The sequence below is a fragment of the Campylobacter hominis ATCC BAA-381 genome, assembly GCF_000017585.1.
Classification (GTDB): Bacteria; Campylobacterota; Campylobacteria; order Campylobacterales; family Campylobacteraceae; genus Campylobacter_B; species Campylobacter_B hominis.
The window spans coordinates 1015547-1039925 of the sequence record NC_009714.1 but is presented as its reverse complement, the minus strand read 5'-3'; the positions used below and the strand labels follow the sequence as shown (position 1 = coordinate 1039925).

The following is a 24379-nucleotide window of genomic DNA, read 5'->3' as shown; positions in this document are numbered from 1 at the left end:
TTTCTCCTTAAGCTTTTAAATTTTTTGTTTTATTTTCGCGTTCCTGATAGTGCGCAAATGCAATCTTTACGATTTGGATAAAATTTTTGACAATGCTGTGAACCAGAAAAGTATCGTTCATCAAAGATGTCGCCATTGAGCTTGAAATTTTACTTTCGTAAAGCAAAGTATCTATATCGCGCCATTCGATGATGTTGTAATTTTGCATTATGAGTTTTAATTCCGTTAAGAGTTTTTGCATTGTTTCAAAATTTTCAGATTCAGGAATTTGTTTGATTATTCTGATTGATTTTAGCAAATTCAGGCGCAGAAAGTTATATTCTTTTTTTATAAACTCATTTTGAGAAAGCATATATCTGCAAAAATTAGGTTGTGCGTTTCTCATATCTTTTAAAATTTCGGCAAAAATAAGAGCTGAACGACGAATATCCATAAAAAATTTGTTTTCTTCACCTTTATCAATGGCGCTTGCTTTGATTGAAAAGTCTATTATCTGGCTGTAAAGATTTTTAAATCTTTCATTGTAAAGCTCATCAAAGTCTATTTGCATAGGTTTATCTCTTTTTGCTATAACTTCTTCATCGCTAAGTTCGCCTGTTATATCTTTTGACGAGATACTTATGCTTTTTGTTATTATAGATATGACATTGTTAAAAAGATGAATATGCTCCTTAATCAAAACTTCTTTTGCCGATTTACTGAATTTAAGCGCTTCATCGTTCAGATAAATTGCGGTATAAATTTTTTGCGTTTTTTTAACTTTTTTATTTAATTTCGTAAATGATCTGTCGAGAAAAATTTTCATAAAACGTCTTGTAGGATAAAAAAGCAAAACACCGAAAATATTGAAGTAACTTTGAAAAATCGCTAATTTTAATATATTGTCGTCTTGAGAGATTCCAAACAGATCGGCACTTATATCAACTGCTTTTAAGAAAACGTTAAAAAGCAGTATAGTTAAAATTGCTGTGGTAAGATTAAAAATTATATGAGTTATCGTTAATTTTTTTGCTTCGTTATTTACTTTAAGAGAGCCGATTATAGCTGTAATAGTGCTTCCAAGATTTGCTCCTATTGTGATTGATACGGCGTTTTCATATGTTATTTGAGAACTTGCAAGAGCTGTCAGAGCTAGAGTGATACTTGCGTGCGAGCTTTGCAAGAGCGCCGTTATAAAAACTCCTATCAAAGCATAAACTATTATGCCAAGAACGCCTGAAAGTGCGTATTTACTTAGCTCAATCGTGCTTTTAAAATTTAAAAATCCGTCTTTCATATAAGCGATTGCCAAGAAAAAAAGTGCAACTCCTGCTATAAATAATCCTGCACCTTTTGTTTTTTCATCTTTAAATAGCGCTAAAACCGCGCCGAATATGAAAATCGGCATACTGAAATGCGCAATATCCATTTTTAAACCGATTAAACCTACAATCCAGGCACTTGTGGCTGAAGCTAAGTTTGTGCCGTAAATTATACAAATTCCTGCCATCAAACTGATTAGACCGGCGCTTAAAAATGAGATGGCAAGCACGCTTACAAGCCCGCTTGATTGCATAACAGTAGTACTTATAAAGCCGAATAAAAAGCTTTTATAATCTTTTTTAGTAGCTTTTTTTAAGAAATTTTCTAAAATTCCGCCTGCCATCAGCGAAAAACTTTGTTCCAAAACGCTCATAGCATAGATAAATAATGCAAGTCCGAAGCAAAGTTTTGTTAAACTTTCGCTAGTGCTTATGAAGGCTGTAATAATAAAAAGTGCGATTAAAAATAAATTTTTACTTTTAATCATTTAAAAACTCGCCTACAAGTTTTGAAATTTCATTTATTCCGATATTCCAAAAATTTTCATCTTCTATATCAAGATCAAAAATTTTAATCATATCTTTTGGCGATTCGCTTCCACCAAGACTTAGAAATTTTATATATTTTTGTGTAAAATTCTCGCATTTTTTACTTTTATAAAGTCCGAAAATCGCCAAAACAAAAAGTTGCGCGTAAGCGTAAGAATAGCAATAAAAAGGGCTATGAATAAAATGCGGAATATAACTCCACCAAAGTTTATAATCATTTCTTAGTTTCAGGCTTTTACCGAACATTTTTTTGGAATGTTTCATCCAAATTTCATCTATTTTTTCCGCACTTACTTCGCCTTTTTGAGCGTGAAATTCACGCTCAAATGTAGTAAAGTTTATCTGACGATATAAAGTAGCGAAAATATCTTCTATTTTATTTGCCAATATCGCCTGTTTTTTCGCTTTGTTTGCGCGGTTTTTGAAATAATCAAACACAAGCATTTCGCAAAATATTGAAGCGCTTTCGGCTGTCGTAAGCGGCGTAAAAGAGCCGAAATATCCGACGCCATAAGCCAGATATTGATGAATTGCGTGACCTAATTCGTGAGCCAAAGTAAAAACATCACGTCTTTTTCCTGTAAAATTTAAAAATACAAACGGATGAATTTCACTTACCGCCGAGTGTGAAAATGCGCCGCTTTGGCGATTTGAAGTTATTTTTTCATCAATCCAGTTTTCATCAAAAGCCTTTTTTGCAATTTTTTCAAATTCTTTTGAAAATTCGCCAAAAGCCGCAAGCACGATATTTTTTGTATCTTCAAAACTAAATTTTTCATCGTCTCCTAAAGGCGCATAGCGATCATAATCGTATAATTTATCAAATCCCAAAATTTCTCTTTTTTTATCGTAAAATTTTTCCACAAGATTGAAATTTCGCTCTGTGGTTTTTATTAACGAATCCACCGATTGTTTTGAAATTTGATTGTTTTCGTGCATTATCATTTCGCCACTTTCGTATTTTCTAAGCTCGCAAGTGATTTGTAGATTTGTTTTTATCATATTGTAAATATAACTTAAAATTTGTTGATTTTTTTGTAAAACCTTACTTAGAGATTTTGCCGCTTTTTTTCGATTTTTGCGTTTTTTATCGCTAAGAAGTGCCAGAATTTGCTCTTCATTTAAAATTTTGCCTTTAAACTTAAATTTCAAAGAGCTTAGCGTTTCGCTAAAAAGGCGAGAAAAAGCGTTTTCTCTGACAGGCGCTGTTTTAAGTAGAATTTTTTCTTCCAGGAATGTAAGTCGGTGCGATTTTTGTTTAATTAAAAGTTCCAAATAATATCTGAAATTTCCTGCGTTTTCTAAAATTTCATTTTGTTTTTGTGTGTCAAGCTCATTAAATTCAAGTTCAAAAAATAGTAAATTTTCACTTATTTTATTTGCAAGAATTTCAGCTTTTGCCAAATCCGCGCCGGTTGTCGTATCGACTGCAAATTTCAGTTCCGCATAAGTTAAAATTTTGGAAATTTTTTCGCTTAAGTTTTCGTAAATTTTAAGTGCATTTAAAAATTCATCGTTTGAAATTTCATTCATACGACCTTTGAAATTTTGCGAAAATTCCAGACTCTCTTTTTTTAAAGTTTCGCAGAATTCGTTGTAATTATCAAAAAATTTATCTAATTTCCAAGCCATAAATTGTCCTTTTAAATAAAATAAAAGGACAATTTTAGCAAAAGTTTATAAATTTAATTTTTAGGATTTGTTTTATGAGATGCTACAGCTGTAAAAACGACATCTGTTGAGCTATTTATCGCAGTTTCAACCGAATCTTGAATTACACCGATTATAAAACCTATTGCAACAACTTGCATAGCAACATCATTTTGAATATTAAACAGTGAGCAGGCAAGCGGAATAAGTAAAAGTGAACCTCCGGCTACGCCGCTGGCTCCGCAAGCACCGATTGCCGAAATTACACAAAGAAGCAAAGCCGTTCCGAAATCAGGACGAATACCAAGAGTATTTGCTGCTGCTAATGCCATTATTGAAATTACAACAGCCGCTCCGGCCATATTTATTGTAGCTCCTAGCGGAATCGATATTGAATAAAGTTCTTCGTCAAGTTTAAGTTTGCGGCACAAATTTAGATTTACCGGAATGTTTGCAGCTGAGCTTCTTGTAAAAAATGCAGTCAAACCGCTTTCTTTTAAGCATGTAAAAACTAATGGATATGGATTTTTACGAAGCGTTACAAAAACTATAAGCGGATTTATAACTAAAGCCACAAATGCCATCGCTACAACTAAAACAATTACAATTCGCAAATATCCTGCAAGTGTACTAAGACCTGTATTATAAACGCTTGTGCAGACAAGACCGAAAATTCCAAAAGGAGCAAGTTGGATTATAAATTGAACGATTTTTGTTGTAGCTTCGCTAAGATCTACAAAAACTTTTTTTGTTCCATTTGTACAAAATCTAAGAGCTATACCGAAACCTACAGCCCAAGCTAAAATTCCCATAAAATTTCCGCTTGAAATTGCGTGCAAAGGATTATCCACGATTTTGAAAAACAGATCTTTTAAAACGACCAGAATATTTACCGGCGCCGTTTTATCGGCTGCAACTACATCGTTTATACTCAAAGTGGTAGGAAATAAAAATGAAAATGCAACCCCGACGCAAGCGGCCAAAAATGTGCCTACTATATAAAGTGTTATGATATATTTTATACCTGTTGCATTGCCGAGTTTTTTTGTCATTATCGAGCTTAAAATAAGTATAAAAACAAGCACAGGAGCAACTGCTTTAAGCGCACCAACAAAAAGATTTCCTAAAATTTCTGCAAAACCTGCAAAACCGTTTAGAAATCCACCGCCGAATTTTTGCGTTAAAATACCTAAAATGGCACCTAAAAACATGCCAACTAAAATTTTCAGGATAAGATTTTTATCCTTATAATTTGCAATTAATTTTTGCATATATGTCATTTTTTCTCCTTTTGAAAATCTTTTAATTCTATCTAAAAAAACTTTTATAGAAAATAAAAATAGCAAAACTCATTAAAAATTAAATTTAAAATGCTAGAATTATTATTTTAAATTTTAAATTAAAAGGCGAAAATATGTATTTATTCACATCTGAAGTAGTAAGTCCAGGGCATCCTGATAAATGTGCCGATATTATAGCAGATAGCGTAGTTGATGCGACTTTGGCACTTGATAGAAATGCAAGGATTGCAAGCGAAGTTTTTTTTGCAGGTAACCATATAATAATAGGCGGCGAAATAAAATCTAAAAAAACACTGAATTTTGAACAATATGAGTGCCTGGTAAAAAATACTTTGGAAAAAATCGGCTATTTTGACAATCCTAATTTTACTCGCGAGCAATGTTTACATCCTCAAGATATAGAAGTTCACGTGCTTTTAAATCAACAAAGCGGTGATATAAATCAAGGTGTGGATCAGAATGACGGAGAAATAGGTGCCGGAGATCAAGGTATAATGTTCGGTTTTGCAAGCAATGAAACATCAAATTTTATGCCTGCTGCAATTACTTATGCAAGAGTTTTGTGTGATAAAGTTTATAAATATGCAAAAGCTCATCCTGACGAACTTGGAGTTGATATAAAAACTCAAGTTACAGTTGATTACGGCAGTAAAAGTAATTTTGAAAATTGTAAACCGCAAAAAATTCATACGATTGTAGTTTCGGCTCCTTGTGTTGAGACTATGAGTATAGAGAATGTTCGCGAGCTGATTGGTGAAATTATAGATAATGCAGGTCTTCCAAAAAAACTTTACGATAAAGAAAAAACCATTATTTATATAAATCCGACAGGAAGATATGTAAATCACTCAAGCTTGCATGATAGCGGTGTAACCGGACGCAAACTTATAGTTGACAGTTTTGGCGGATATAGTCCGATAGGCGGCGGTGCACAATCAAGCAAGGATTATACGAAAGTTGATCGTTCCGGTCTTTATGCGGCGAGATACATAGCTAAAAATATTGTAGCGGCAGGTCTTGCTAAAAAATGTATTGTCCAATTAAGTTATGCAATAGGTGTTGCAAAACCTATTTCAGTCAGTGTAGATACGATGGGAACACAAGTTGTTGATATAGATGATGATATGCTTTCAAATTTTGTTATGAAAAATTTTGCGCTTACACCAAAATGGATAATTTCAAAATTCGGGCTTGATAAACCAAGCGCTGAGACGTTTTTATATTCTAAAGTAGCAGCGAACGGACAAGTCGGTATAAAAGACTATCCGTGGGAAAAACTTGATAGCGTGGAGCTTTTCAAAAATTTAGTAAAAAAAGCGTAGTTTCTACGCTTTTTGCTTAAAAAACAAACTGTAAATTCTTTTATAAAATTCCATAAATTTTGAACTTTTTTTAGTATAAATAGCCGAAAAAACTGCTTCAAGTCCGATCTTTTCTTGCAAACTTAAATTTTGCATTTTCATTCCCCCATTAGTTTTTTGATTTTATTCAGCACAAAGCAGATATCATCATTCTCAAGTTCGCAAAGCATTCTAAACACGGCAAGAGCGGCTTGCGGTTTCGTAGTGCCAAGCCTCCAGTCTTGATATGTGCGCATCGAAACTCCAAGTTTTTTTGCCATTGCTGCTTGCGATATTTTTTTGCCCATTTGTTTTGACTCAACGGCATTGTGCAAAATATTAAAAATATCGTTTGTTTCAACCATGTATAAATTATACATTTGTTTTCGTTAAAGATACATAAAATTGTTTAAAGTATACAATTTTTTGTATTATGTATAATTAAAAATGTTTAAAACATAACAAAAATTTCGCTAATTATACGTAATTTTGTATAAAACAAACATTAAATTATACAAAATTTTCATACAATGATAAAGACAAATTTTGTTAAAAATGCGGTATTTTTTAGTTTTTACTTTAAACGTTTTAAAATTTAAAATTTTATATAATCCAAACAAAAAATTTAAGGTAAATTTTGGAAAATGAAAAATTTTTAAGCGAACAAATTTTGACTTATCTTGGAAATAAACGCGCACTTTTGGATTTTATCGGTGAGGGCGTTGAATTCGTAAAAAAAGAGCTGAAAAAAGAAAAACTGTTTTGTGCGGATCTTTTTTCAGGATCAGGCATCGTAGCCAGATTTTTAAAGGCGAATAGTGAATTTTTAATTGCCAACGATTTGGAAACTTATTCAAAAATTACAAATGAATGTTATTTAAGTAATATTTCGGCTGATTTTATGAGCGAAATTTCAAAAATTCGCACTGAAATTTTAAATGAAGTTTATGAAAATTTAACTCCAGGTTTTATAACCGAACTTTATGCGCCGAAAAACGACAAAAATATAATGCCCGAAGAGCGCGTTTTTTATACTCATAAAAATGCTGTTTTTATCGACAGCGCGCGCCGCGAAATTTCTAAAATTTCACCTGAAATGCAAAAATTTTTCATTGCGCCTTTACTTTATGAAGCAAGTACTCACGCCAATACAAGCGGTGTTTTTAAAGGTTTTTATAAAAATAAAAAAGGTATCGGACAGTTCGGCGGCGAAGGCAGAAATGCTTTAAAGAGAATTTTAGGAGATATTTCGTTACCGCTTCCTGTTTTTTCAAATTTTTCCGTGCCTTTTTCAATAGAGCAGAAAGATGCGAACAAACTTGCAGGCGAGCTTGAAAATTGCGATATTTGTTATCTTGATCCGCCTTATAATCAGCATCCTTACGGATCGAACTATTTTATGCTGAATTTAATCGCAAAATATGAGCGTCCGAACGAAATTTCACAAGTTTCAGGTATTGCACAAGGTTGGAATAAATCTGTTTATAATAAAAAAACGCGTGCGGCTGAGGCGTTTTTCGATCTTATTTCAAAGCTGAAAGCAAAATTTGTGCTGATTTCGTTTAACAATGAGGGCTTTATCGATAAAAGCGAGTTCATTAAAAATCTTGAAAAATTTGGAAAACTTAATATTTTAGAAAAAAAATACAATACATTTCGCGGAAGCAGGAATTTAAATAACAGAAAAATTTATGTAACTGAAATTTTATACATTTTAAAGAAAAACTAAAAATTTAATATAAATTTTAATCCAAATAAAATTTATATGATTTGATTTATAATATATTTTTTTTAATGAATGTTATTAAAAATTATAAATATCAAGGAGATTAAAATGGCGACAGAAATTTCGGTGGATAAAAAAACTATAGAGGAATTTTTAAAAGATGCTCAAAAAGAGCCTTTTTTAATTCCTGAATATCAAAGGCAGTATTTCTGGGAAAAAGAGCATGTAGTTACTCTTTTTGAAGATTTAACGGATTTTACAGAAAGAAAAATGGATTTAAAAAATAATGAAAGCTATTTTTTAGGCACTATAGTGTATTTTGAAAATAACGGGCAACGTGAGATTATAGATGGACAACAACGTATAACATCTCTTTTGCTATTTTTGAGAGCTGTTTATTCAAAACTTAATGAAAATATACAAAAAAATGTTAGAGAAAAAAATTTCATTAAACTTATAGAGCCTCTTATTTGGAAACAAGATGAACTTACAGGAAGAGTAGATAAAGCTCAAATTTATAACTCTATAAAAAATGAAATCGATAAAGCCGATTTTATAGATAAATGGAAGGATTTGGAACAAAAAGCAAATAAAAACGGCGAAAAAATGACCGGTTTATTCTATAATTATATGTTTTATTTAAGAGCTAAAAATGATGATAAAGATACGACTACGCCACAACTTCGCAGGTATTTATCCAAAGATAAATATAAATTCATAGAAGATAAATCATTATTGTCAAATCTGAATGAAATTTTAAAGATTACATCATTTTCTAAAAATTTAAGAGATATTAATGATGAGACCTGGAAAGAAAATATAAAAATTAAACAGATATTTAATTTACTTAATCTGATCGGTAATGAATGGTGGAAATATCCTTGTATAATATATTATTTAACACATAAAAATAAAAAATCATTTGAACTTGATTATCTAAAATTTTTGCGTCGTTTATACGTTGAAATTTTTATGCGTTATAGCATTGAACATGCTATAAATTCGTTAAAATTTCCAATTTTAAAACTAAACATACAAATACTCAAAAGTATGAAACCTAAATTTGAATTTAAAGAAATTTCAAAGGATGAAGAGAAAATTTTGAAATATAGAATAAAAAATCCGCACAATAATTTAAGATATTCTTTGGTAGTTTTTATAGCATATTTAAAACAAAACGAATTATTGCCGTTTGACTTTGAGCTTGAGCATATTTTTCCTAGAAAATGGGATAATAATTATCGGGCAAATACATTGGGCTTTATGGATGAAAAAGTAAAAGAGTGCATTTGGAATATAGGAAATTTAACACCTTTAGAAAAAAATTGAATATCAGAGCCGGTAACGGATACTTTAGTCAAAAAATAAAAGAATATCAAAAATCTAAAGTAAAAATAACAAACGAAATAGCCGATAATTTTACGGATTTTACTCCTGAGGATATTCTTACAAGAAGTAATGAACTTGTAAACTCGGTAATATCTAAATTTGATGAGTGGAAAGAAGAATATGAAAAATAAAAAGCAAAAAAATGGCGCTTTTGTGCGCTCCAACTCATTTTTACAAACTGAATCGTCATTCCGTAATTTGTAATTGCGACGCCTGCGTCTTTGACGTTTTTGATACGAGAAATCATTGCTTTGCGGTTTAGCATACACGCTCCGCAATGAATAACAAGTTTAAAAATTTTTAAATTATCAGGAAAATCGTTACCGACGCAGTATGAAATTTTAGGTTTGAAGCCAAGAAATTTTTCAAGCATTTTTGGAATTTTAACTCTTGCAATATCGCTGTCTTTTGCATTGTGTGAGCAAACTTCAGAAATTAAAATTTCATCGTTTTTTCTTAAAGATGAGATTATATTCGCGCCATTTAAAAGTTCTGTAAAATCGCCTTTAAATTCGGCAAAAATCATTGAAAAAGTTGTGATTTTTTGTGTTTTAGGTAAAATTTGCAGGCATTCTTCAAGACATTGTGAATCGCAAATTACTAAATCCGGCGGCGTTTTTAAACTATCTAAAGTATGTGGAATTTTATTCGTTTGAGCTGTAATTGCTATCGCGTTTTTGTCTAAAATCGCTCTTATACTTTGAACTTGCGGAGTTATTAAACGACCTTTCGGGGCTTCATCATCAATAGGAGTTACAAAGCACATCAAAATCAATATAAATCTATCCATTGCTAAAAACAACAGCCACTGCAATATGTAAATCCATAAGCAACTTAAAATTTTCATTATCTGCAAGTTTAAAATATATAATAATGCCGCTTATCACTAAAAATATCCAACTTACTAAATTTACATTGTGAAATATCTTTTCCGATACAGGAAATTTTAAAACTTTATCCATGATGATATCTACATAATTTGTATGCAAAAGCTCTTCTATAACTTCACACATAGTATAGACTTTCATGCAGCTTGAATTTTGATTAGAAGCGGTCAAATTCTGTTTTTTGAAGTCTTTTTTCATCTTTATATAATCCTTCTTGACGCATAGCAATATAACTTTTACGTTTTTCGATAATATCCGTAAGTGCATAGCCGGTAATTGCCACACTTGAAATTCCAACACCTGCGACTTTTAAAAATCAGACGACTAAGCATTTTTTTAATAGATTTTTCTATATAATAAGCCATATTTTTTCTACTAAGCTTTAAGTGGTAAAGGTAAAAGCGGATGTAACCACGAAGTTATTATAGATCTTGTCGGTTGTCTGCCGCTATTGACATATCAGCCCGGACAGTTCGTAATTTTCAATGAATCGTAGCGCCGCCTGTATATACATTTTTGTTTCAAGAAGTTCTAACGGATTTATAACCCTTACCTCTGAAAATTTCTGCTTTTTCAAATGCTATATAAAGCTTATTTATTGTAAGATCGCCCGTATTTCCTCCAAATCCTCTGCTATAGAAACTCTAACGGCAGGTGATGGATGAACTACTGCAAAACTTTTTGGATCATCAAGATGAAATTTCATCAACGAAGCTCATCTGTTCTATTGCTCCAAACTGACAATTTATTAAGCATTGGCCGCAATTTACGCATTTATTTATACTGATTTTATGTGCAATTCCAAGCGAACCTTCTATCGCTTCCGTAGGACAAAATTCACGACAGGTATCGCAAACCCACGCAGTTTTTTTAATTAATTTTAATAATACCTCGAAGTTCACCCTTTCTGTGCGTTTCTTCAAACTCATTTTCATCGCCCCAAGCATTTGCAGGAGGAGAAAAAGTCTTAATTTCGGTTGTTGTTCCAAGCATTTTTATACCTTTATTTAAATATTAAAATTTTGATTTAATTATTTAATTTGTGAAAATTTTTAAGAATAAAATTATTTATATTTTTTATATATTAAGAATGTTTTTAAGCATTATAAAATTTTATAGTAATTGGTAAAATTTAAAATTTCATCGCTGTATTACGTATTTTAAGAAAATTTTAGCTACAATACAAAATTTTTATAGGAAAAATTGATGTTTGGTATAAGTTTTACGGAATTTTTTATTATTGCTGTTGTTGCTGTAATTGCTCTTGGGCCTGAAAAACTTCCAAAAGCGATGGTTGAAATCGCTAAATTTTTCAAATTTTTTACAAAAGCGATGAATGATGCGAAACAAAGTTTTGAGCAGGAAATTAAAATCGCCGAATTAAAAGATGAAGCTGCAAAATATAAAGAAAGTCTTACCAAAACCGGCGAGAATATACGCAAAAAGCTGACTTTCGAAGAACTTGACGAAATTAAAAAAAATATAAGTTCGAGCGCTCAAAAATTAAATGAGAGTTTTAACGATATAAAAAGCGAAATTTCAGAAAATAAAATTTCAAAAAAAGATGAAGATTTATCTGAAAATTTAAAAAATGATGAAATAAAAACACAAAATTCCAGCCCGAAAGAAGCAAAAGAGAGCAAAGATGTTTGAAGAATTAAAACCGCATATTGTTGAACTTAGAAAACGTCTTGTGATTTGTGTAGTTGCGCTTTTAGTTGTTTTTATCGCTACTTTCAGCTTTTGGAAAGAAATTCTGGATTTTGTGCTGATGCCTTTGAAAGAAGTTTTGCCTGAACAAAGCAATGTCGTATTTACGCAACTTGCAGAGGCGTTTTTTACCGCGATTAAAGTTTCATTTTTTGCCAGTTTGCTTATTTCGGCACCGATTATTTTTTGGCAATTTTGGCTTTTTGTGGCGCCGGGACTTTATGATAATGAAAAAAAATACGTTTTGCCGTTTGTTTTTTTTGCTTCAATAATGTTTTTTTTAGGTGCTGCATTTTGCTATTTTTTTGTAATTCCGGTTGCATTTAAATTTTTGATTACATTTGGCGGTGAAGTCGCCACTGCAATGCCTAAAATAGATGAATATGTAGGTTTTTTTACAAAGCTTATAATCGCTTTCGGAATAAGTTTCGAACTTCCTGTTATCACATTTTTTTTAGCAAAAATAGGGCTTATTACAAATAAAAGTTTGAGTGAATTTTTTCGCTACGCCATTGTAGTTATTTTCATTTTTGCGGCGATAATGACACCGCCGGATGTTCTTAGCCAGTTTATGCTTGCAGTGCCGCTTATCGCATTGTACGCGTTGTCGATTTTTATCGCCAAATGCGTAAATCCATATAAAGAAGTTAATGTTGATTGATTTAGATTTGGTTGAAAGTTATGATTATGAGTTGCCGCGAGAGCTTATTGCAAACGCTCCTGTAATGCCGAAAGAAGCCGCTCGTTTGCTTGTTTATAATCGTGCAAACGGCGAAATTTCGCATTTGCATTTTGGTGATTTGGCTGAAATTTTACCGGATTGTGCGATTATTTTTAATGACACAAAGGTTATAAAAGCCAGAATTTTCGGACATAAAGATAGCGGCGGCAAAATAGAACTTTTATTAAATTCTCCATTAGGCGAAGGTAAATTCAGTGTCTATGTGCGCGGAAGCGTAAAAATAGGCGCTATTCTGGAATTTGATAAAAATTTAAAAGCTGAAATTTTAGAGCTTTTTGATGACGGGCTGAGGGTTGCCCGTTTTTCTCAAAATTCTCATATTTTAGAAACGCACGAACTATTCAAAATTTTGGATGAAATAGGACACGTTCCGCTTCCTCCGTATATAAAAAGAGCGGATACAAAAGATGATGAAAGTTGGTATCAAACTATTTTTGCAAAAAATGAAGGCGCTGTTGCGGCTCCGACTGCAAGCTTGCATTTTAGTGATGAAATGCTTGCTGATTTGAAAGCAAAACACGATATTTATTATCTTACTCTTCATGTCGGGGCAGGGACTTTTAAACCTGTAGAAGTTGCAAATATCAAAGATCATAAAATGCATGGCGAATATTATTCGATACCTGAGCGCACGGCAAAGCTTTTGGATAGCGAGCGTGAAATTTTAGGTGTCGGTACAACATGTACAAGAACAATTGAATTTTATGCACGCACGCATAAGATTGGCGGTATTTGCGAACTTTTCCTACATCCGAACAATCCGCCGATTCGCCAAAATCATCTGCTTACAAATTTCCACTTACCGAAATCTACATTGATTATGTTAGTTGCGAGTTTTATCGGGCTTGAAAAAACACTTGAGCTTTATAAAATTGCAGTTGAGAAAAAATATCGTTTCTATTCATACGGAGACGGAATGCTGATATTGTAGATTTACGTATTGTTTTGCGTAAAATTTCAAGATAAATTTCACTAATTACTGCGCCGAATTTTTGTGTAAAAATATTAAGTTTTGTCGCTTTTTATATGATTTTCGGTGCATTGTTTAAAATTTACTCAGTTAAAATTTTACATTTTAATTTTTTTGGATGTAATCATAAAAATTTCAGACCAAAAATAAAACCGCGATGGCAAGAATTCCAAATAAAATTCCGGCTGCATTTATCTTGGAAATTTTTTCTTTAAAAGCTAAAATTCCGACAAAAACGCTAAAAATTATTACGCCGATGTTCATTGCAATAAATACAAGAGATGGATTTTGACTGAAACTTTGATGAGCTTTTATATAGAAAATTATGTTGCAAAAATTGAAAATTCCAAGCATTATTCCGTAGCTTGAACTTTTAATATCAAATTTTATATTTTTTGAAAACAAATAAGCAAACATAATTAAACCGGCCATTAAAAAAGAAATTAAAAGTGTTGATGAAAATTCACCGCCGAGTTTGGAAATTTCTTTAAATAAAATATCGCAAAATCCATAAACCAACCAAACTGAAAATAGATAAAATCCGCCTTTAAAACCCGTTTTTGTATCGCTGCTTTTATAAACCAGACAAAAAAGCGAAATGAAAGCTAAAATGACGCCCAAAACCTTAAAAGCGTTGAGTTTTTCGGAAAAAATCGTAAAAGCGGCGATGATCGCTAAAAATAACGATAGCCTTTGAGCCGCGTCAGCTCTTACGATTCCTGCGTATTTTACCGCTTTTGCCATTATTATAAATCCGCTTGGAAGCAGTATTCCAAGAATTAAGAAAAGAGTGCTGAAAGATAGATTAATGCTATTAAAATCAGGTTTAAAAAACAGTGCGCAAAGTAAGCTTGCGCTTATATAATTAAACGCTACGGCTTTTCTTGCGTCTATATTTTTGAAATTCATAATTTTTAAAATTGCACTCACAAAAACGCTGGAAATTATGGCTAAAAATAGATATTTCACAATATACCTTCTTAAAAGTTTTAGAAATTATAATCAAAAAAAATTAGATTTTGCTAATTTTTGTATTTATGATTTTTTATCGGTGAAATGCGTTTTTTTGATTATCTAAATTATACGGGCAGTTTTTAATACGTTGCTGATAATTTTTTGTTTTTACAGGTTGCTTTAAAATTCAGCAGTTTCAACCCGATTTATAATAAAATATCTTTAATTTATAATTTCAATGATAACAGACGGTTTTTTCCAAAAAGCGAAAATATATCGACTACTTTTTAATTGTAAAAATGTCTAAAAATTTTGTCAAATCGACATTGTTTTTTAAAACGTCAAAAATTTCCCTTTTAAATGATGACGGATTATTTTCGTTGTCTTTAAATTCAAAAATATCATCTATCCAACAACCGTCAATGATTTTCAATCCATAATATTCATCATCAACATTGTTTTTGTTTATATCATATGAACATATAACTTTAAGTATTAATTTTGTGTCATTAAATTTAACCGAAATATAGTCATTATCAAGTTGCGTAATTTTTATATCATCTACACTTTCCAAAATTTCACCTATAGGATACATCGGATCATATCCGTCGGCGGTAGTTACAGACATTAAACCGAATACAAAGTTAAACTCAGGTGAATAAAAAATTTCATATGTATTTTTATTATTGATTTTGCAGTCGTAAACATATTTTATAAATTCAACTTTCATATTCTCAGGTTTTGCATTTCTATAATCATATTTTTCAGCATTTAAAAAGTTGGCGCTTAACATCAAAATAAATAAAAAAACCTGAATTTTTTTCACAATTTTTTCCTTTTAATTAAATCGGAAGTATTATATCAAAATCTACTTTTTTATAAAATTTCTAAAATTTTATTTGATATCGTTTATGTTTTTTTACAATACTTTAAATTATAAAATTTAAAAACTTTATGCAAATAATAAAATTATAAGAAATCAATTAAGACATAAATCAAATTGAAGTTTTAATAAATTTCAAATTTCGCATTTTTTATTTCCAAAAAGTCGATCATCGCATTTAATATCGCAAAACTTTGCGCGCTCAAAAGCTCTTTTATACCAAAATTCCGCTCTATTAAAAAGCCGTTATTCAAAAGTCTTTTTCTTGTTATGCCTTTTAAAAGAGGATTTTTCGTCGTAATCCAGATATCGTTTTGTAAAATTGCGATATTTGCAATTGTCGTGTCTGTTAAAATTCCGTTTTTTTCTATTAAAACATCATCGTTAGCGCCTCTTTGAGCGAAAATTTCATCCAAGGCGCTTCTATCTAAAAATTTGCGTTCGTAATTCACATCGCTTTTTAAAATTTTAAAGTTTCTGAATTTTCGCGCTTTATAAGAAAACAGCGAGCAATCTATCAAATCGCCGTTTTTCATAGCGTCCTGAACTTTTTTAAAAGCTTTATGATAAATTTTAAATTTAAGCGGGAATTTTTTAAGCTTGTATGAAATTTTGCCTTTAAATTTCGCATCAAATTTAAATTTTAAGCCCAGTTTTTTAGCTTCCAAAATTTCGCAAACTATATCTTTTTTGGGCTCGTCATAACTCAAAAGCGCAATAAATGGAGTGTTTGTTTGACAAAAACGGTTTATTTCAGCGGTTTTGTTCTGTTATTTTTTATTTTATGTTTTTAAATGATTTAGAATTTTAAAATATAATTTAATAAATTTTTTTTAAAAAAAAGGAAAACAATGAAAAAAATTATTTTTGTTTCAGCAGCGCTTGCAATAAGTTTAAATGCCGCTACAAATGAGGAAATTTTGGGACTTTACTCAGGTGCGCCTAAAGATATAAAAATTGAAATCACAGATAGAAAAGCTGTAGACGGTCTGGACGGTTTCGAAGCTGTTGTGCTTAAAATGTCGCAAGGTGATATGTCTCAAGAAGATATTGCATTTACAAAAGATAATCTTTTTATTCCTGATTTGGTAAATGTAAAAACAGGAATGAGTTATAAGGATCAAATTAGACAAACTCGTGTGTACAGTTTGCTTGCAGACGTTTATCCGAAAGAGGAAGCTAAAAATATCATAAAACTTGGAAATGATGCTAAAAAACCTACTTTAGTTGTTTTTACAGACGCAGAATGCCCATATTGCCGCAAAGAGATGGAAAAAGCCGAAGACAGACTTAAAACTCACAATCTTGAAATCGTGATGACATCGGTTCATGGCGAGAGCGGTAATGTAAAAAGCGCTTTAATTTATAAAGAAACGGCTAAAGCTAAAAGTGATGATGAAAAATTAAAAGTACTTCATAAATATTATAATATGACCGAAAAAGGCGATAAAAGTAAAGTAAGCGATGCTGAGTTTAAAGCGGCTGAAGATCTTGCTAAAAAATACCAAAGCAATGGAATAAACGGTGTTCCGTTTATCGTAGAAAAAGATAAAATTTCTAAATAATTTTTAAGAGCTGAAAATTTCAGCTCTTAACTGTTTTTAAAACTTCCAATTTTTATAATAATACAGTAATTTTTATTTGTTGTTCAATCTAAAATTTTTAAATAATTTAAAATGAAAAGTCGAAATTTTATAAATTTCAATGCACCTGAAATTTATAATTTTTATTCCATATATGGTAAAAAGTCGCCATATCCAAGCTCATTCATTTTTTCGAGAGGGATAAATTTTAAACTTGCGCCGTTTATACAATATCTAAGTCCGCCTTTTTCTTTAATTCCGTCGTCAAAAACATGTCCTAGATGAGAGTTCGCAAGTTTTGAGCGAACTTCCGTGCGTATCATAGAATGAGAAGTGTCGTTAAAATAATTCATAACATCCGTGGTAATCGGCTTTGAAAAGCTTGGCCAGCCACATCCGGCGTCAAATTTATCCTTTGAGCTGAAAAGCGGCTCTCCACTTACGATATCTACATAAATTCCCGGTTTGAAATTTTTATCAAGTTCGCTGCTGAAAGGTTTTTCTGTAGCCGCATTTTGTGTAACCTGATATGAAATTTCATCTAAATTTTTAATTTCGGCATTACCTGGTTTTCTAAAATTTTGTTCATAAAGCGGTTTGTTAGCTTTGGTTAAATCAATATGGCAGTATCCATCAGGATTTTTTTGCAGATATTTTTGATGATACTCTTCCGCAACTATAAAATTTCGCAAAGGTACAATCTCTATGGCAAATTTTTCTTTAAACTTTTTTTGTTTGTTTTCGAAAAATTTTTTTACTTTTTTGCCTGTTTTTTTATCATTAAAATAAACGCCGGTGCGGTATTGTGTGCCTTTGTCATTTCCTTGACGATTTAATGAAAAAGGATCTATTATGCTAAAAAATCGCTCTAAAATTTCAGCCAAATCTATTTTGTTCGTATCGAAAATTATATGCAATGTTTCGGCGTGTCCGGTTTTTGAAACTTCATAATAACTTGTTTTATCGGTGTTTCCGTTTGCATATCCGACTTCAGTTTTATTTATGCCTTCTACTTTGTCAAAATATCCTTGCATTCCCCAAAAACAGCCGCCAGCCAAATAAATTTCATTTAAATTTTGCATATTTTCTCCGTTTGCCGTTACAAAAAATAAAAAGAAAATTAAAAGCTTTAAAATTTTCATTACGCGTTTACTAATTTACCCAATACGTATTGCTCCAAATCACGCTTTGGAATGTCATTTTTTAAAGCTTCGTCGTAGATTTTTTCGACAGTTTCGCTGTATTTTTCATAAGCAAAATAAGGAAAATGATTTGCCCATGCTTTTTTAATCAGCTCTCTTGTAAGTTCGCGCCTTGCCCAAGCTTTAAATATGTCAAAACAGATAAACACGGCGCTTGTAAAAATTACAGCCGCGATTATTGAAAAGTGAAAATTTATCTTTTCAAAAATGTGGTGAGATATCGCTATAAGCGGTATTAAAATAACTATGCAGATAATTGCGAAAATAATATAACTTCGACCGTATAAAAATTTAAAATTAAGTTTGCTTGGATCAACCAGCATTCCTTCGTTAAAAGTTGCATTTGCTTCCAGTAAATCTCTTAAAAGTACAGGTTTTTTTGATACAACAAACATATTTTTTATCATTTTTTCTTTTAATTTAGAGCACATTTTTTTGTTTCCTTTTTCAGCGTATTATACAAAAATATCATTTAATAAATTTTAATTTAACCGTTTTTGCGCTAAAATCACGCAAATTTTAAGGAGAAGAAATGTTGAATGGAATTGTATATATAAACGGTAAATTTTGTGATGCAAATGAAGCTAAAATAAGCCCATTTGATCGCGGTTTTATATTTGGAGACGGAATTTATGAAGTAGTGCCTGTAGTAAATGGCAGACTTGTAGACAGGCTTGATTTTTGGGAGCGTTTTGAGAGAAGTTTAAAATCAATAGAGCTTAAGCTTCCTTTGAGTCGCGAAAAATATGAAGCTATGTTTTATGAACTTATAAAACGCAACAACATTAAAGAAGGAGCCGTTTATACTGAGATTTCCAGAGGCGCAGCGATGAGAGATTTTGATTTTCCGGTCGGACTTACTCCTACTTGTTTCGCTTTTGCTTATGAGAAAAATATTTTTGATAATCCATATGCAAAAACGGGTATTGAAATCGTAAGTTTGCCTGATATTCGCTGGAAAAGACGAGACATCAAATCGGTTTCACTTCTTGCTCAATGTATTACAAAACACGAAGCTCATAAGCGTGGCGCTTTTGAATGTTTTATGACAGAAAACGGTTATGTAACCGAGTGCAGCAGTTCAAGTGCATTTATCATAAAAAATGGTGTTTTGATAACTAAACCGCTTTCGAATGAAATTTTACCTGGAATCAGAAGAAAAGTGATTTTAGGCTTTGCAAACGAAGCTGGACTTAAAATCAATGAAAGAAATTTTACTATGGATGAAGTTTATGAAGCTGACGAAGCTTTTATAAGTGCGGCTACGCTTATGCTTCTTCCTGTTGTAAAGGCGGACGGAAAGAAAATCGGCGGCGGAAAAATCGGAAAATTTGTGCCGAAACTTCGCGAAATGTATGCAAATCATCTTAAAAAAGAAGCCGGAATTTTATAAAATTTAACTTTTTAATTTGGACTTGAACGGCGGCGGAAAAAGCCCGCCGTTTGATGAACTATAAAAATTTAAATCTTTTTCTTGTAATAAATCAAAATAAATTATGCATGTTTATAAAATTTAGGCTTTATTGTTGCCAAAATTTTTAAAATATTGCAAACAGTAATTTAAAGACGATAAAATTTATAAATAAAAATAAAATTTACAGAACTGATTAAAATATAAAAATCGCTTCGCCTATAAATTTTATATTATTATGAAAAATTTTAAAATTGATACAGATACATTTTAAATTTTGCTCATACAAAATTTATTTTTACTTTTTATAAAATTTTGCGCTCATCGATCTATAAATTTTATTTTCCGTTTCCAAAACAGTATAATATTGCGATATCAATGAAATTTTAGCATCAATTGCTGCCGTATCAGCTTCTAAATAATCTTTCAGCTCGGCTCTTCCGGCGTCATATTTTGCGTTGTAAATTTCAGCAATTTTTGCCGCATTTTCGTAATTTTTCTTTAAATTCTGCAAGTTATTAAGTGAAATTTCATAAATTTCATATAAATTTCTTACTTCATTTACGGCTTCGCTTAATGCCTTTTCGTATTTTTTTACATTTATTTTAAAATCGATTTGTGAAATTCTAAGACGTGATTTCAGTCTGGAATAGTACAAAAATGGTAAGTTTATACTTACATTTCCACTAAAAAAGTTTAGTTTAAAAGCATCTTTAAATTTTTCGTCGTTGCTGCTAAGACTTGCCCCTAAACTTACATTCGGGAAAAATTCCAGTTGCGAAACTCTGTAATCGTAAAAGCTTACATTTATTCTTGAAATCGCAGCCCTTAAATCAGGACGATTCGAAAGCGCGATATAAGGCGCACTCATATCTACGCCAAGAAATTTTATATTTTCTATTTGCGAAACGGGCGTTAAAAATTCGCTGTCGTTTCCAAGTAAATTTCGTAAAAAAAGTTCATTATTTTTTAGTTGAGATATTAAAGAAAGTTTTTTGTTTTGCAGGTTTAAAAGCGCGTTTTCTGTTTGTTTCAGCTCCAACGGCTCACTTTTTCCGTATGCGACTTTTATATTGATAATCTCATTTAGTTTTTCATAGCTTTTTATATTGCGTTCCGTGAAATTTAGCGCCTCATTTAAATAAATTTCTTTGAAATATCCGCTTACGGCTGAGTTTATAAGTGTAAGTTTCAGGCTTTGCAAATCAAATTCGTCGGCAGTTGCAAGCCAGTCGCTTGCATACTTTCTGCTTAAAATTTTACCTAATAAATCAACTTCGTAGTTTATTTCTACTTTTGCCTGGTATTTTTTTCTGAAATTATCATTTGTTGATATGTCACGGTTTGTCGTAAAATCCGCACCTGCGCTTAAAGTCGGAAATAAGTCGGCTGAAATCAGTCCGGCGTTTTCATAAGCGCGCGCTAAATTTAAGGAAGCGATTTTAAAATCGATATTATTTTTTAAAACTTCCTCTACAAGCTCATTTAATTGATTTTGATTATAAAGTTTATACCATTTTTTTTCAAGTCTGAAAGTTTCGTTTTCATCTTTAAAATTTTTGTTTGGTTCATAATTCAGTGCATTTTTTGTAGAACAGGCACTTAAAAAAACAATCAAAAAAATTATTATAAAATTTCTCATTTTTTTACTCCTGTGAAAGTGCATCTATCGGATTTAATCTGCTTGCGTTTCTAGCCGGCAAGTATCCAAAAACAATACCTATAGCACAAGATGCGATTAACGCGGTAATTGCTGGCATTAGCGAAAATTTCATTACAAAATCGCTGCTTACTGAATTGAAAGCGGCACCGAAACCGAGTGCGATTATAATTCCAAGCACTCCGCCGATCGAGCAAAGCAGAATCGCTTCTATCAAAAACTGCTCTAAAATATTTGATTCTTTTGCGCCTATCGCCATTCTTACGCCGATTTCTTTAGTGCGTTCCGTTACACTTACAAGCATTATATTCATTACGCCGATTCCACCTACTATCAGTGAAATAACGGCTATTGATGAAATAAGAAGTCTCATCGTTCCCATTGTACTTTCTATTGTCTCTTTTATGGTGTCGGAGTTTCTGGTGTGAAAATCTTTTATTATGTGACGTTTTGTAAGGATTGCCGTGATACTGTCTTCAGCCGTTTTTGTACTGACATTATCAGAGATTTTTACAGTAATTGAGCTGATATCACGGTTTCCGCTGATTTTATTCATTACGGTCGTATAAGGTGCGTAAATTTTTAATCTGTCTTGAGAACTGAATTTTTCATTTTCCGCCATGCCTATTATTAGAAGCGGTCTGTTCTTAAAAAGTAAAATTTTGCCTATCGGATCCGTGTTTGTAAAAAATGTATCAACGGTATTTTGATCTATAATTACAACTGAAGCCGAATTTTTTATGTCGTCATCGGTAAAATTTCGCCCACTTTGAAGTTCTACGCTTCTTATAGCGAGAGAATTCGCGCCTCCGCCGCTAAGAATGCCGTTTGAGCTGAGATTTGCGTAAGCTATAAGTCCGTTTGCACTTGTATTTGGTGTGGAATAGTCAATATAAGGCTGATTTGCAAGCACATTTGAATCTTCTATTGTTAAAGTTTTTATTTTATTAAGTCTTGCGTCGGCTGCGCTTTTTCCAGGCATTATATTTATTGTGTTGGTTCCTATCGCTCTTATTGACGAGATTATTTTTTCTTGCGAGCCTTTGCCTAGCGCCACGACGCAAATTACAGATGAAATTCCTATTATTATTCCAAGCATGGTTAAAACAGATCTGAGTTTGTGTGAAAATATTGCACTTACGGACATTTTAAAGCTTTCTATAAATCTATCTTTATAAGATGAAAAAATATTTTTTTGGACGATTTCTTCGCTTTTTAATTCAAAAATTTCATCGTTCTTTTTTGTGTCGCTTAAAATTTCGCCGTCTTTTATTTCTATGATGCGACTTGCATAACTTGCTACGTGTTTATCGTGAGTTACCATTATTATTGTATGACCTTTTTTGTAAAGATCCGTAAAAATTTGCATTACCGTTTCGCCGCTTTTACTGTCAAGTGCGCCTGTCGGTTCATCGGCTAAAATAATTTCGCCGCCGTTTATTAAAGCTCTTGCAATTGAAACTCGTTGTTGTTGTCCGCCTGATAGTTTGTTAGGTAAATTTTGCATTTTATCTTTAAGATCAAGCTCATTTAAAATTTCTTTTGCCCTTTTTGTGCGAAATTCAGTGCTTGCACCTGCATAAACAGCCGGCAGTGCGACATTTTCAAGTGCATTCATTGAAGATATAAGATTGTATCTTTGAAATACAAAGCCGAATTTCTTGCTTCTTAAATTTGCAAGATCGTCACTTGTAAAATGTGCTACATCGCGGTTTTCGATTTTATATTCACCGCTGCTTGGCGTATCAAGACAACCTATTATATTCATCAATGTCGATTTTCCGGATCCGCTTTGACCGATTATAGCTACAAATTCGCCTTTATCTATATGTAAATTTATATTTTTTAAAACGTTAATTTGAGAATCGCCTAATGGAAAATTTTTATTTATATTTATTAAATCTATCATCTTACTCTTTCAAATGGCGGTCTTGCTATGCTTTTAGAATTTTCACTTTTATTTGGATTTGATATTATAATTTCATCGTTTTTATTTATACCACTTAAGATTTGGGTATTTAAATTGTCGCTTATGCCGATTTTTATCTTAGCTTTTGTTGGAGTTTTATCTTTTAAAATCCATACGAAGCGCTCATTGTTTGTATCTTTTTGAATGGCTGATGAAGTGATAAAATTTACGTTTTTAGCTTCATTTACTATTATTGTATTTTGTGTTGTCATACCGATTTTTAGGAAACCGTCATTATCATCTACAAGTACTTTGGCATAAAAATAAACAGCTTCATTTGAAGAGCTTGAACCGTTTAAGTTTGTTTTATCGTAACTCCCGTCACTAAGTGTGGTAAGAGCTGGATCTATGCTTGAAATTTCAGCTTTTTTTATATCATCAAGCGCCGAAAGTATTGTGTATTCGACATTTTGTCCGACTTTTACGAGCGAGATATCGCCTTCAGAGATTTGCAGACGAATTTCCATTTTTGATAAATCGGCGATTTTTACGATTGTAGGTGTAGTTTGATTCGCATTTACTGTTCGTCCTTCTTCTACAGGAACCGAGACTATAGTGCCATCAAGCGGAGCTGATATTTTTGTATATCCTAGATTTGTTTCGGCGGTATCTAAAGCCAGTTTTGTTTGCTCTATTTGAGCTTGTATCTGTTTTACATTTGCAGCTGAAAGCGCAGCTTCATTCTTAGCGTTTTCAAGTTTTTCTTTTGAAGTGGCATCTTTTTTATAAAGTTTTTGCTCTCTTAAAAACTGTATTTTAGCGTTTTGCGCTTTAATTTCAGCCGCCTTTAAATTAGCCTCATAAATTACAAGTTGTGCTTTTTCTTTTGATATTTCATTTTCCTGTTTTTCTGAATCTATTTGCGCAATCATATCGCCTTTTTTTACGTTGTCTCCGACTTTGACGTATAGTTTTTTGATTTGACCGCTTACCTGCGCGCCTACATCTACGAGATCTTGAGCATATACTTCGCCGTTTGCAATTACTACGCTTTTTATGTCACCTGATTGCAGTTTTGTAGTTATGAAATTTGGTGCTTCTTCGTCTTTTTTAAATAAGAAAAACCATATCAAAATCAGCGCTAGCGCGCAAAATATACCGAATTTTATAAATTTTTTCATATTTGACCTTTTTTACTCTTAAAACCGATAT

24 protein-coding genes and 1 pseudogene are annotated in these 24379 nt (G+C 31.8%); 8 read left to right on the top strand and 17 right to left on the bottom strand.

Features of this window, described 5'->3' with window-relative positions; all coding sequences use genetic code 11:
* Positions 1–7 precede the first annotated feature (7 nt).
* Genes CHAB381_RS05170 through sstT form a run of 3 tightly spaced genes read right to left on the bottom strand, consistent with a single transcriptional unit; the run spans position 8 to position 4780 of the window.
* On the bottom strand, positions 8–1789 hold the full coding sequence (locus CHAB381_RS05170; RefSeq protein WP_012108961.1) for a Na/Pi cotransporter family protein: 1782 nt from the start codon (positions 1787–1789) through the stop codon (positions 8–10).
* Positions 1782–3482 (bottom strand): M3 family oligoendopeptidase, encoded by a 1701-nt coding sequence (locus tag CHAB381_RS05165; protein ID WP_012108960.1) that lies wholly within the window; start codon positions 3480–3482, stop codon positions 1782–1784. Before CHAB381_RS05165 ends, CHAB381_RS05170 begins: the two co-directional genes overlap by 8 nt.
* A 53-nt stretch (positions 3483–3535) precedes the next feature.
* Complete coding sequence (gene sstT, locus CHAB381_RS05160) at positions 3536–4780, bottom strand: serine/threonine transporter SstT (RefSeq protein ID WP_012108959.1); 1245 nt, start codon at positions 4778–4780, stop codon at positions 3536–3538.
* Positions 4781–4914: 134 nt separating this feature from the next.
* Here sstT and metK point away from each other — a divergent pair, with 134 nt between their 5' ends.
* Positions 4915–6123 carry a methionine adenosyltransferase gene (metK, locus tag CHAB381_RS05155; RefSeq protein ID WP_012108957.1) on the top strand — a complete coding sequence of 403 codons (1209 nt, stop codon included), beginning with the start codon at positions 4915–4917 and terminating at the stop codon, positions 6121–6123.
* Between the two features lie 3 nt (positions 6124–6126).
* Here the strand turns inward: metK and CHAB381_RS09125 are convergent, their stop codons facing one another.
* Both CHAB381_RS09125 and CHAB381_RS05150 read right to left on the bottom strand, forming a co-directional pair.
* The gene (locus CHAB381_RS09125) at positions 6127–6258 is read right to left on the bottom strand and encodes a hypothetical protein (protein ID WP_256594198.1); all 132 of its coding nucleotides are present in this window, start codon (positions 6256–6258) and stop codon (positions 6127–6129) included.
* Positions 6259–6260: 2 nt separating this feature from the next.
* Positions 6261–6521: a helix-turn-helix domain-containing protein gene (locus tag CHAB381_RS05150; RefSeq protein ID WP_041570495.1), complete on the bottom strand. Its 261-nt coding sequence runs from the start codon at positions 6519–6521 to the stop codon at positions 6261–6263.
* Between the two features lie 254 nt (positions 6522–6775).
* Here CHAB381_RS05150 and CHAB381_RS05145 point away from each other — a divergent pair, with 254 nt between their 5' ends.
* Together CHAB381_RS05145 and CHAB381_RS05140 are read left to right on the top strand one after the other, a co-directional pair.
* Positions 6776–7870 carry a DNA adenine methylase gene (locus CHAB381_RS05145; RefSeq protein ID WP_172462813.1) on the top strand — a complete coding sequence of 365 codons (1095 nt, stop codon included), beginning with the start codon at positions 6776–6778 and terminating at the stop codon, positions 7868–7870.
* A gap of 69 nt (positions 7871–7939) precedes the next feature.
* Positions 7940–9276, top strand: a pseudogene (locus CHAB381_RS05140) (DUF262 domain-containing HNH endonuclease family protein); the annotation flags it as partial.
* Here the strand turns inward: CHAB381_RS05140 and CHAB381_RS08890 are convergent.
* The 4 genes from CHAB381_RS08890 to CHAB381_RS09120 form a co-directional block, all read right to left on the bottom strand.
* The gene (locus CHAB381_RS08890; RefSeq protein WP_370445530.1) at positions 9243–10022 is read right to left on the bottom strand and encodes a hypothetical protein; all 780 of its coding nucleotides are present in this window, start codon (positions 10020–10022) and stop codon (positions 9243–9245) included. The pseudogene CHAB381_RS05140 and the gene CHAB381_RS08890 sit on opposite strands and share 34 nt — an antisense overlap.
* 16 nt (positions 10023–10038) lie before the next feature.
* Positions 10039–10341: a cytochrome b/b6 domain-containing protein gene (locus tag CHAB381_RS08885; RefSeq protein WP_012108952.1), complete on the bottom strand. Its 303-nt coding sequence runs from the start codon at positions 10339–10341 to the stop codon at positions 10039–10041.
* Positions 10342–10832: 491 nt separating this feature from the next.
* On the bottom strand, positions 10833–11045 hold the full coding sequence (locus CHAB381_RS09020) for a 4Fe-4S binding protein (RefSeq protein ID WP_223429419.1): 213 nt from the start codon (positions 11043–11045) through the stop codon (positions 10833–10835).
* Positions 11014–11136 (bottom strand): hypothetical protein, encoded by a 123-nt coding sequence (locus CHAB381_RS09120; RefSeq protein WP_012108950.1) that lies wholly within the window; start codon positions 11134–11136, stop codon positions 11014–11016. Before CHAB381_RS09120 ends, CHAB381_RS09020 begins: the two co-directional genes overlap by 32 nt.
* 213 nt (positions 11137–11349) lie before the next feature.
* Between CHAB381_RS09120 and tatB the strand changes: the two genes are divergently transcribed.
* From tatB to queA, 3 genes are read left to right on the top strand one after another with little or no spacing between them, the layout of a single operon-like run.
* Positions 11350–11796 carry a Sec-independent protein translocase protein TatB gene (gene tatB / locus CHAB381_RS05120; protein ID WP_012108949.1) on the top strand — a complete coding sequence of 149 codons (447 nt, stop codon included), beginning with the start codon at positions 11350–11352 and terminating at the stop codon, positions 11794–11796.
* Positions 11789–12514 carry a twin-arginine translocase subunit TatC gene (gene tatC, locus CHAB381_RS05115; RefSeq protein ID WP_012108948.1) on the top strand — a complete coding sequence of 242 codons (726 nt, stop codon included), beginning with the start codon at positions 11789–11791 and terminating at the stop codon, positions 12512–12514. Before tatB ends, tatC begins: the two co-directional genes overlap by 8 nt.
* Positions 12507–13526: a tRNA preQ1(34) S-adenosylmethionine ribosyltransferase-isomerase QueA gene (queA, locus tag CHAB381_RS05110; RefSeq protein ID WP_172462812.1), complete on the top strand. Its 1020-nt coding sequence runs from the start codon at positions 12507–12509 to the stop codon at positions 13524–13526. Before tatC ends, queA begins: the two co-directional genes overlap by 8 nt.
* 174 nt (positions 13527–13700) lie before the next feature.
* On the opposite strand, the gene CHAB381_RS05105 is transcribed toward queA, so the two are convergent.
* From CHAB381_RS05105 to CHAB381_RS05095, 3 genes are all read right to left on the bottom strand, one after another.
* Positions 13701–14534 carry a DMT family transporter gene (locus CHAB381_RS05105; protein WP_012108946.1) on the bottom strand — a complete coding sequence of 278 codons (834 nt, stop codon included), beginning with the start codon at positions 14532–14534 and terminating at the stop codon, positions 13701–13703.
* Between the two features lie 265 nt (positions 14535–14799).
* On the bottom strand, positions 14800–15345 hold the full coding sequence (locus CHAB381_RS05100) for a hypothetical protein (protein WP_012108944.1): 546 nt from the start codon (positions 15343–15345) through the stop codon (positions 14800–14802).
* A 182-nt stretch (positions 15346–15527) separates the two neighbouring features.
* Positions 15528–16112, bottom strand: a complete 585-nt coding sequence (locus tag CHAB381_RS05095; protein ID WP_012108943.1) for an aminotransferase class IV — start codon at positions 16110–16112, stop codon at positions 15528–15530.
* Positions 16113–16253: 141 nt separating this feature from the next.
* Between CHAB381_RS05095 and CHAB381_RS05090 the strand changes: the two genes are divergently transcribed.
* Positions 16254–16967: a thioredoxin domain-containing protein gene (locus CHAB381_RS05090; protein ID WP_012108942.1), complete on the top strand. Its 714-nt coding sequence runs from the start codon at positions 16254–16256 to the stop codon at positions 16965–16967.
* A gap of 161 nt (positions 16968–17128) precedes the next feature.
* Here CHAB381_RS05090 and msrB read toward each other — a convergent pair whose 3' ends face one another.
* Positions 17129–18127, bottom strand: a complete 999-nt coding sequence (gene msrB, locus CHAB381_RS05085; protein ID WP_012108941.1) for a peptide-methionine (R)-S-oxide reductase MsrB — start codon at positions 18125–18127, stop codon at positions 17129–17131.
* Complete coding sequence (locus tag CHAB381_RS05080) at positions 18127–18618, bottom strand: hypothetical protein (RefSeq protein WP_012108940.1); 492 nt, start codon at positions 18616–18618, stop codon at positions 18127–18129. The genes msrB and CHAB381_RS05080 overlap by 1 nt, the downstream gene beginning before the upstream one ends.
* A 101-nt stretch (positions 18619–18719) precedes the next feature.
* Here CHAB381_RS05080 and CHAB381_RS05075 point away from each other — a divergent pair, with 101 nt between their 5' ends.
* Positions 18720–19580, top strand: a complete 861-nt coding sequence (locus CHAB381_RS05075) for a D-amino-acid transaminase (protein WP_012108939.1) — start codon at positions 18720–18722, stop codon at positions 19578–19580.
* Positions 19581–19896: 316 nt separating this feature from the next.
* Here the strand turns inward: CHAB381_RS05075 and CHAB381_RS05070 are convergent, their stop codons facing one another.
* The 3 genes from CHAB381_RS05070 to CHAB381_RS05060 are packed head-to-tail and all read right to left on the bottom strand — an operon-like array spanning position 19897 to position 24348.
* On the bottom strand, positions 19897–21240 hold the full coding sequence (locus tag CHAB381_RS05070; protein WP_012108938.1) for a TolC family protein: 1344 nt from the start codon (positions 21238–21240) through the stop codon (positions 19897–19899).
* Positions 21241–21244: 4 nt separating this feature from the next.
* The gene (locus CHAB381_RS05065; protein ID WP_012108937.1) at positions 21245–23167 is read right to left on the bottom strand and encodes a MacB family efflux pump subunit; all 1923 of its coding nucleotides are present in this window, start codon (positions 23165–23167) and stop codon (positions 21245–21247) included.
* Positions 23164–24348, bottom strand: a complete 1185-nt coding sequence (locus CHAB381_RS05060; protein WP_012108936.1) for an efflux RND transporter periplasmic adaptor subunit — start codon at positions 24346–24348, stop codon at positions 23164–23166. The genes CHAB381_RS05065 and CHAB381_RS05060 overlap by 4 nt, the downstream gene beginning before the upstream one ends.
* Positions 24349–24379: the final 31 nt, after the last annotated feature.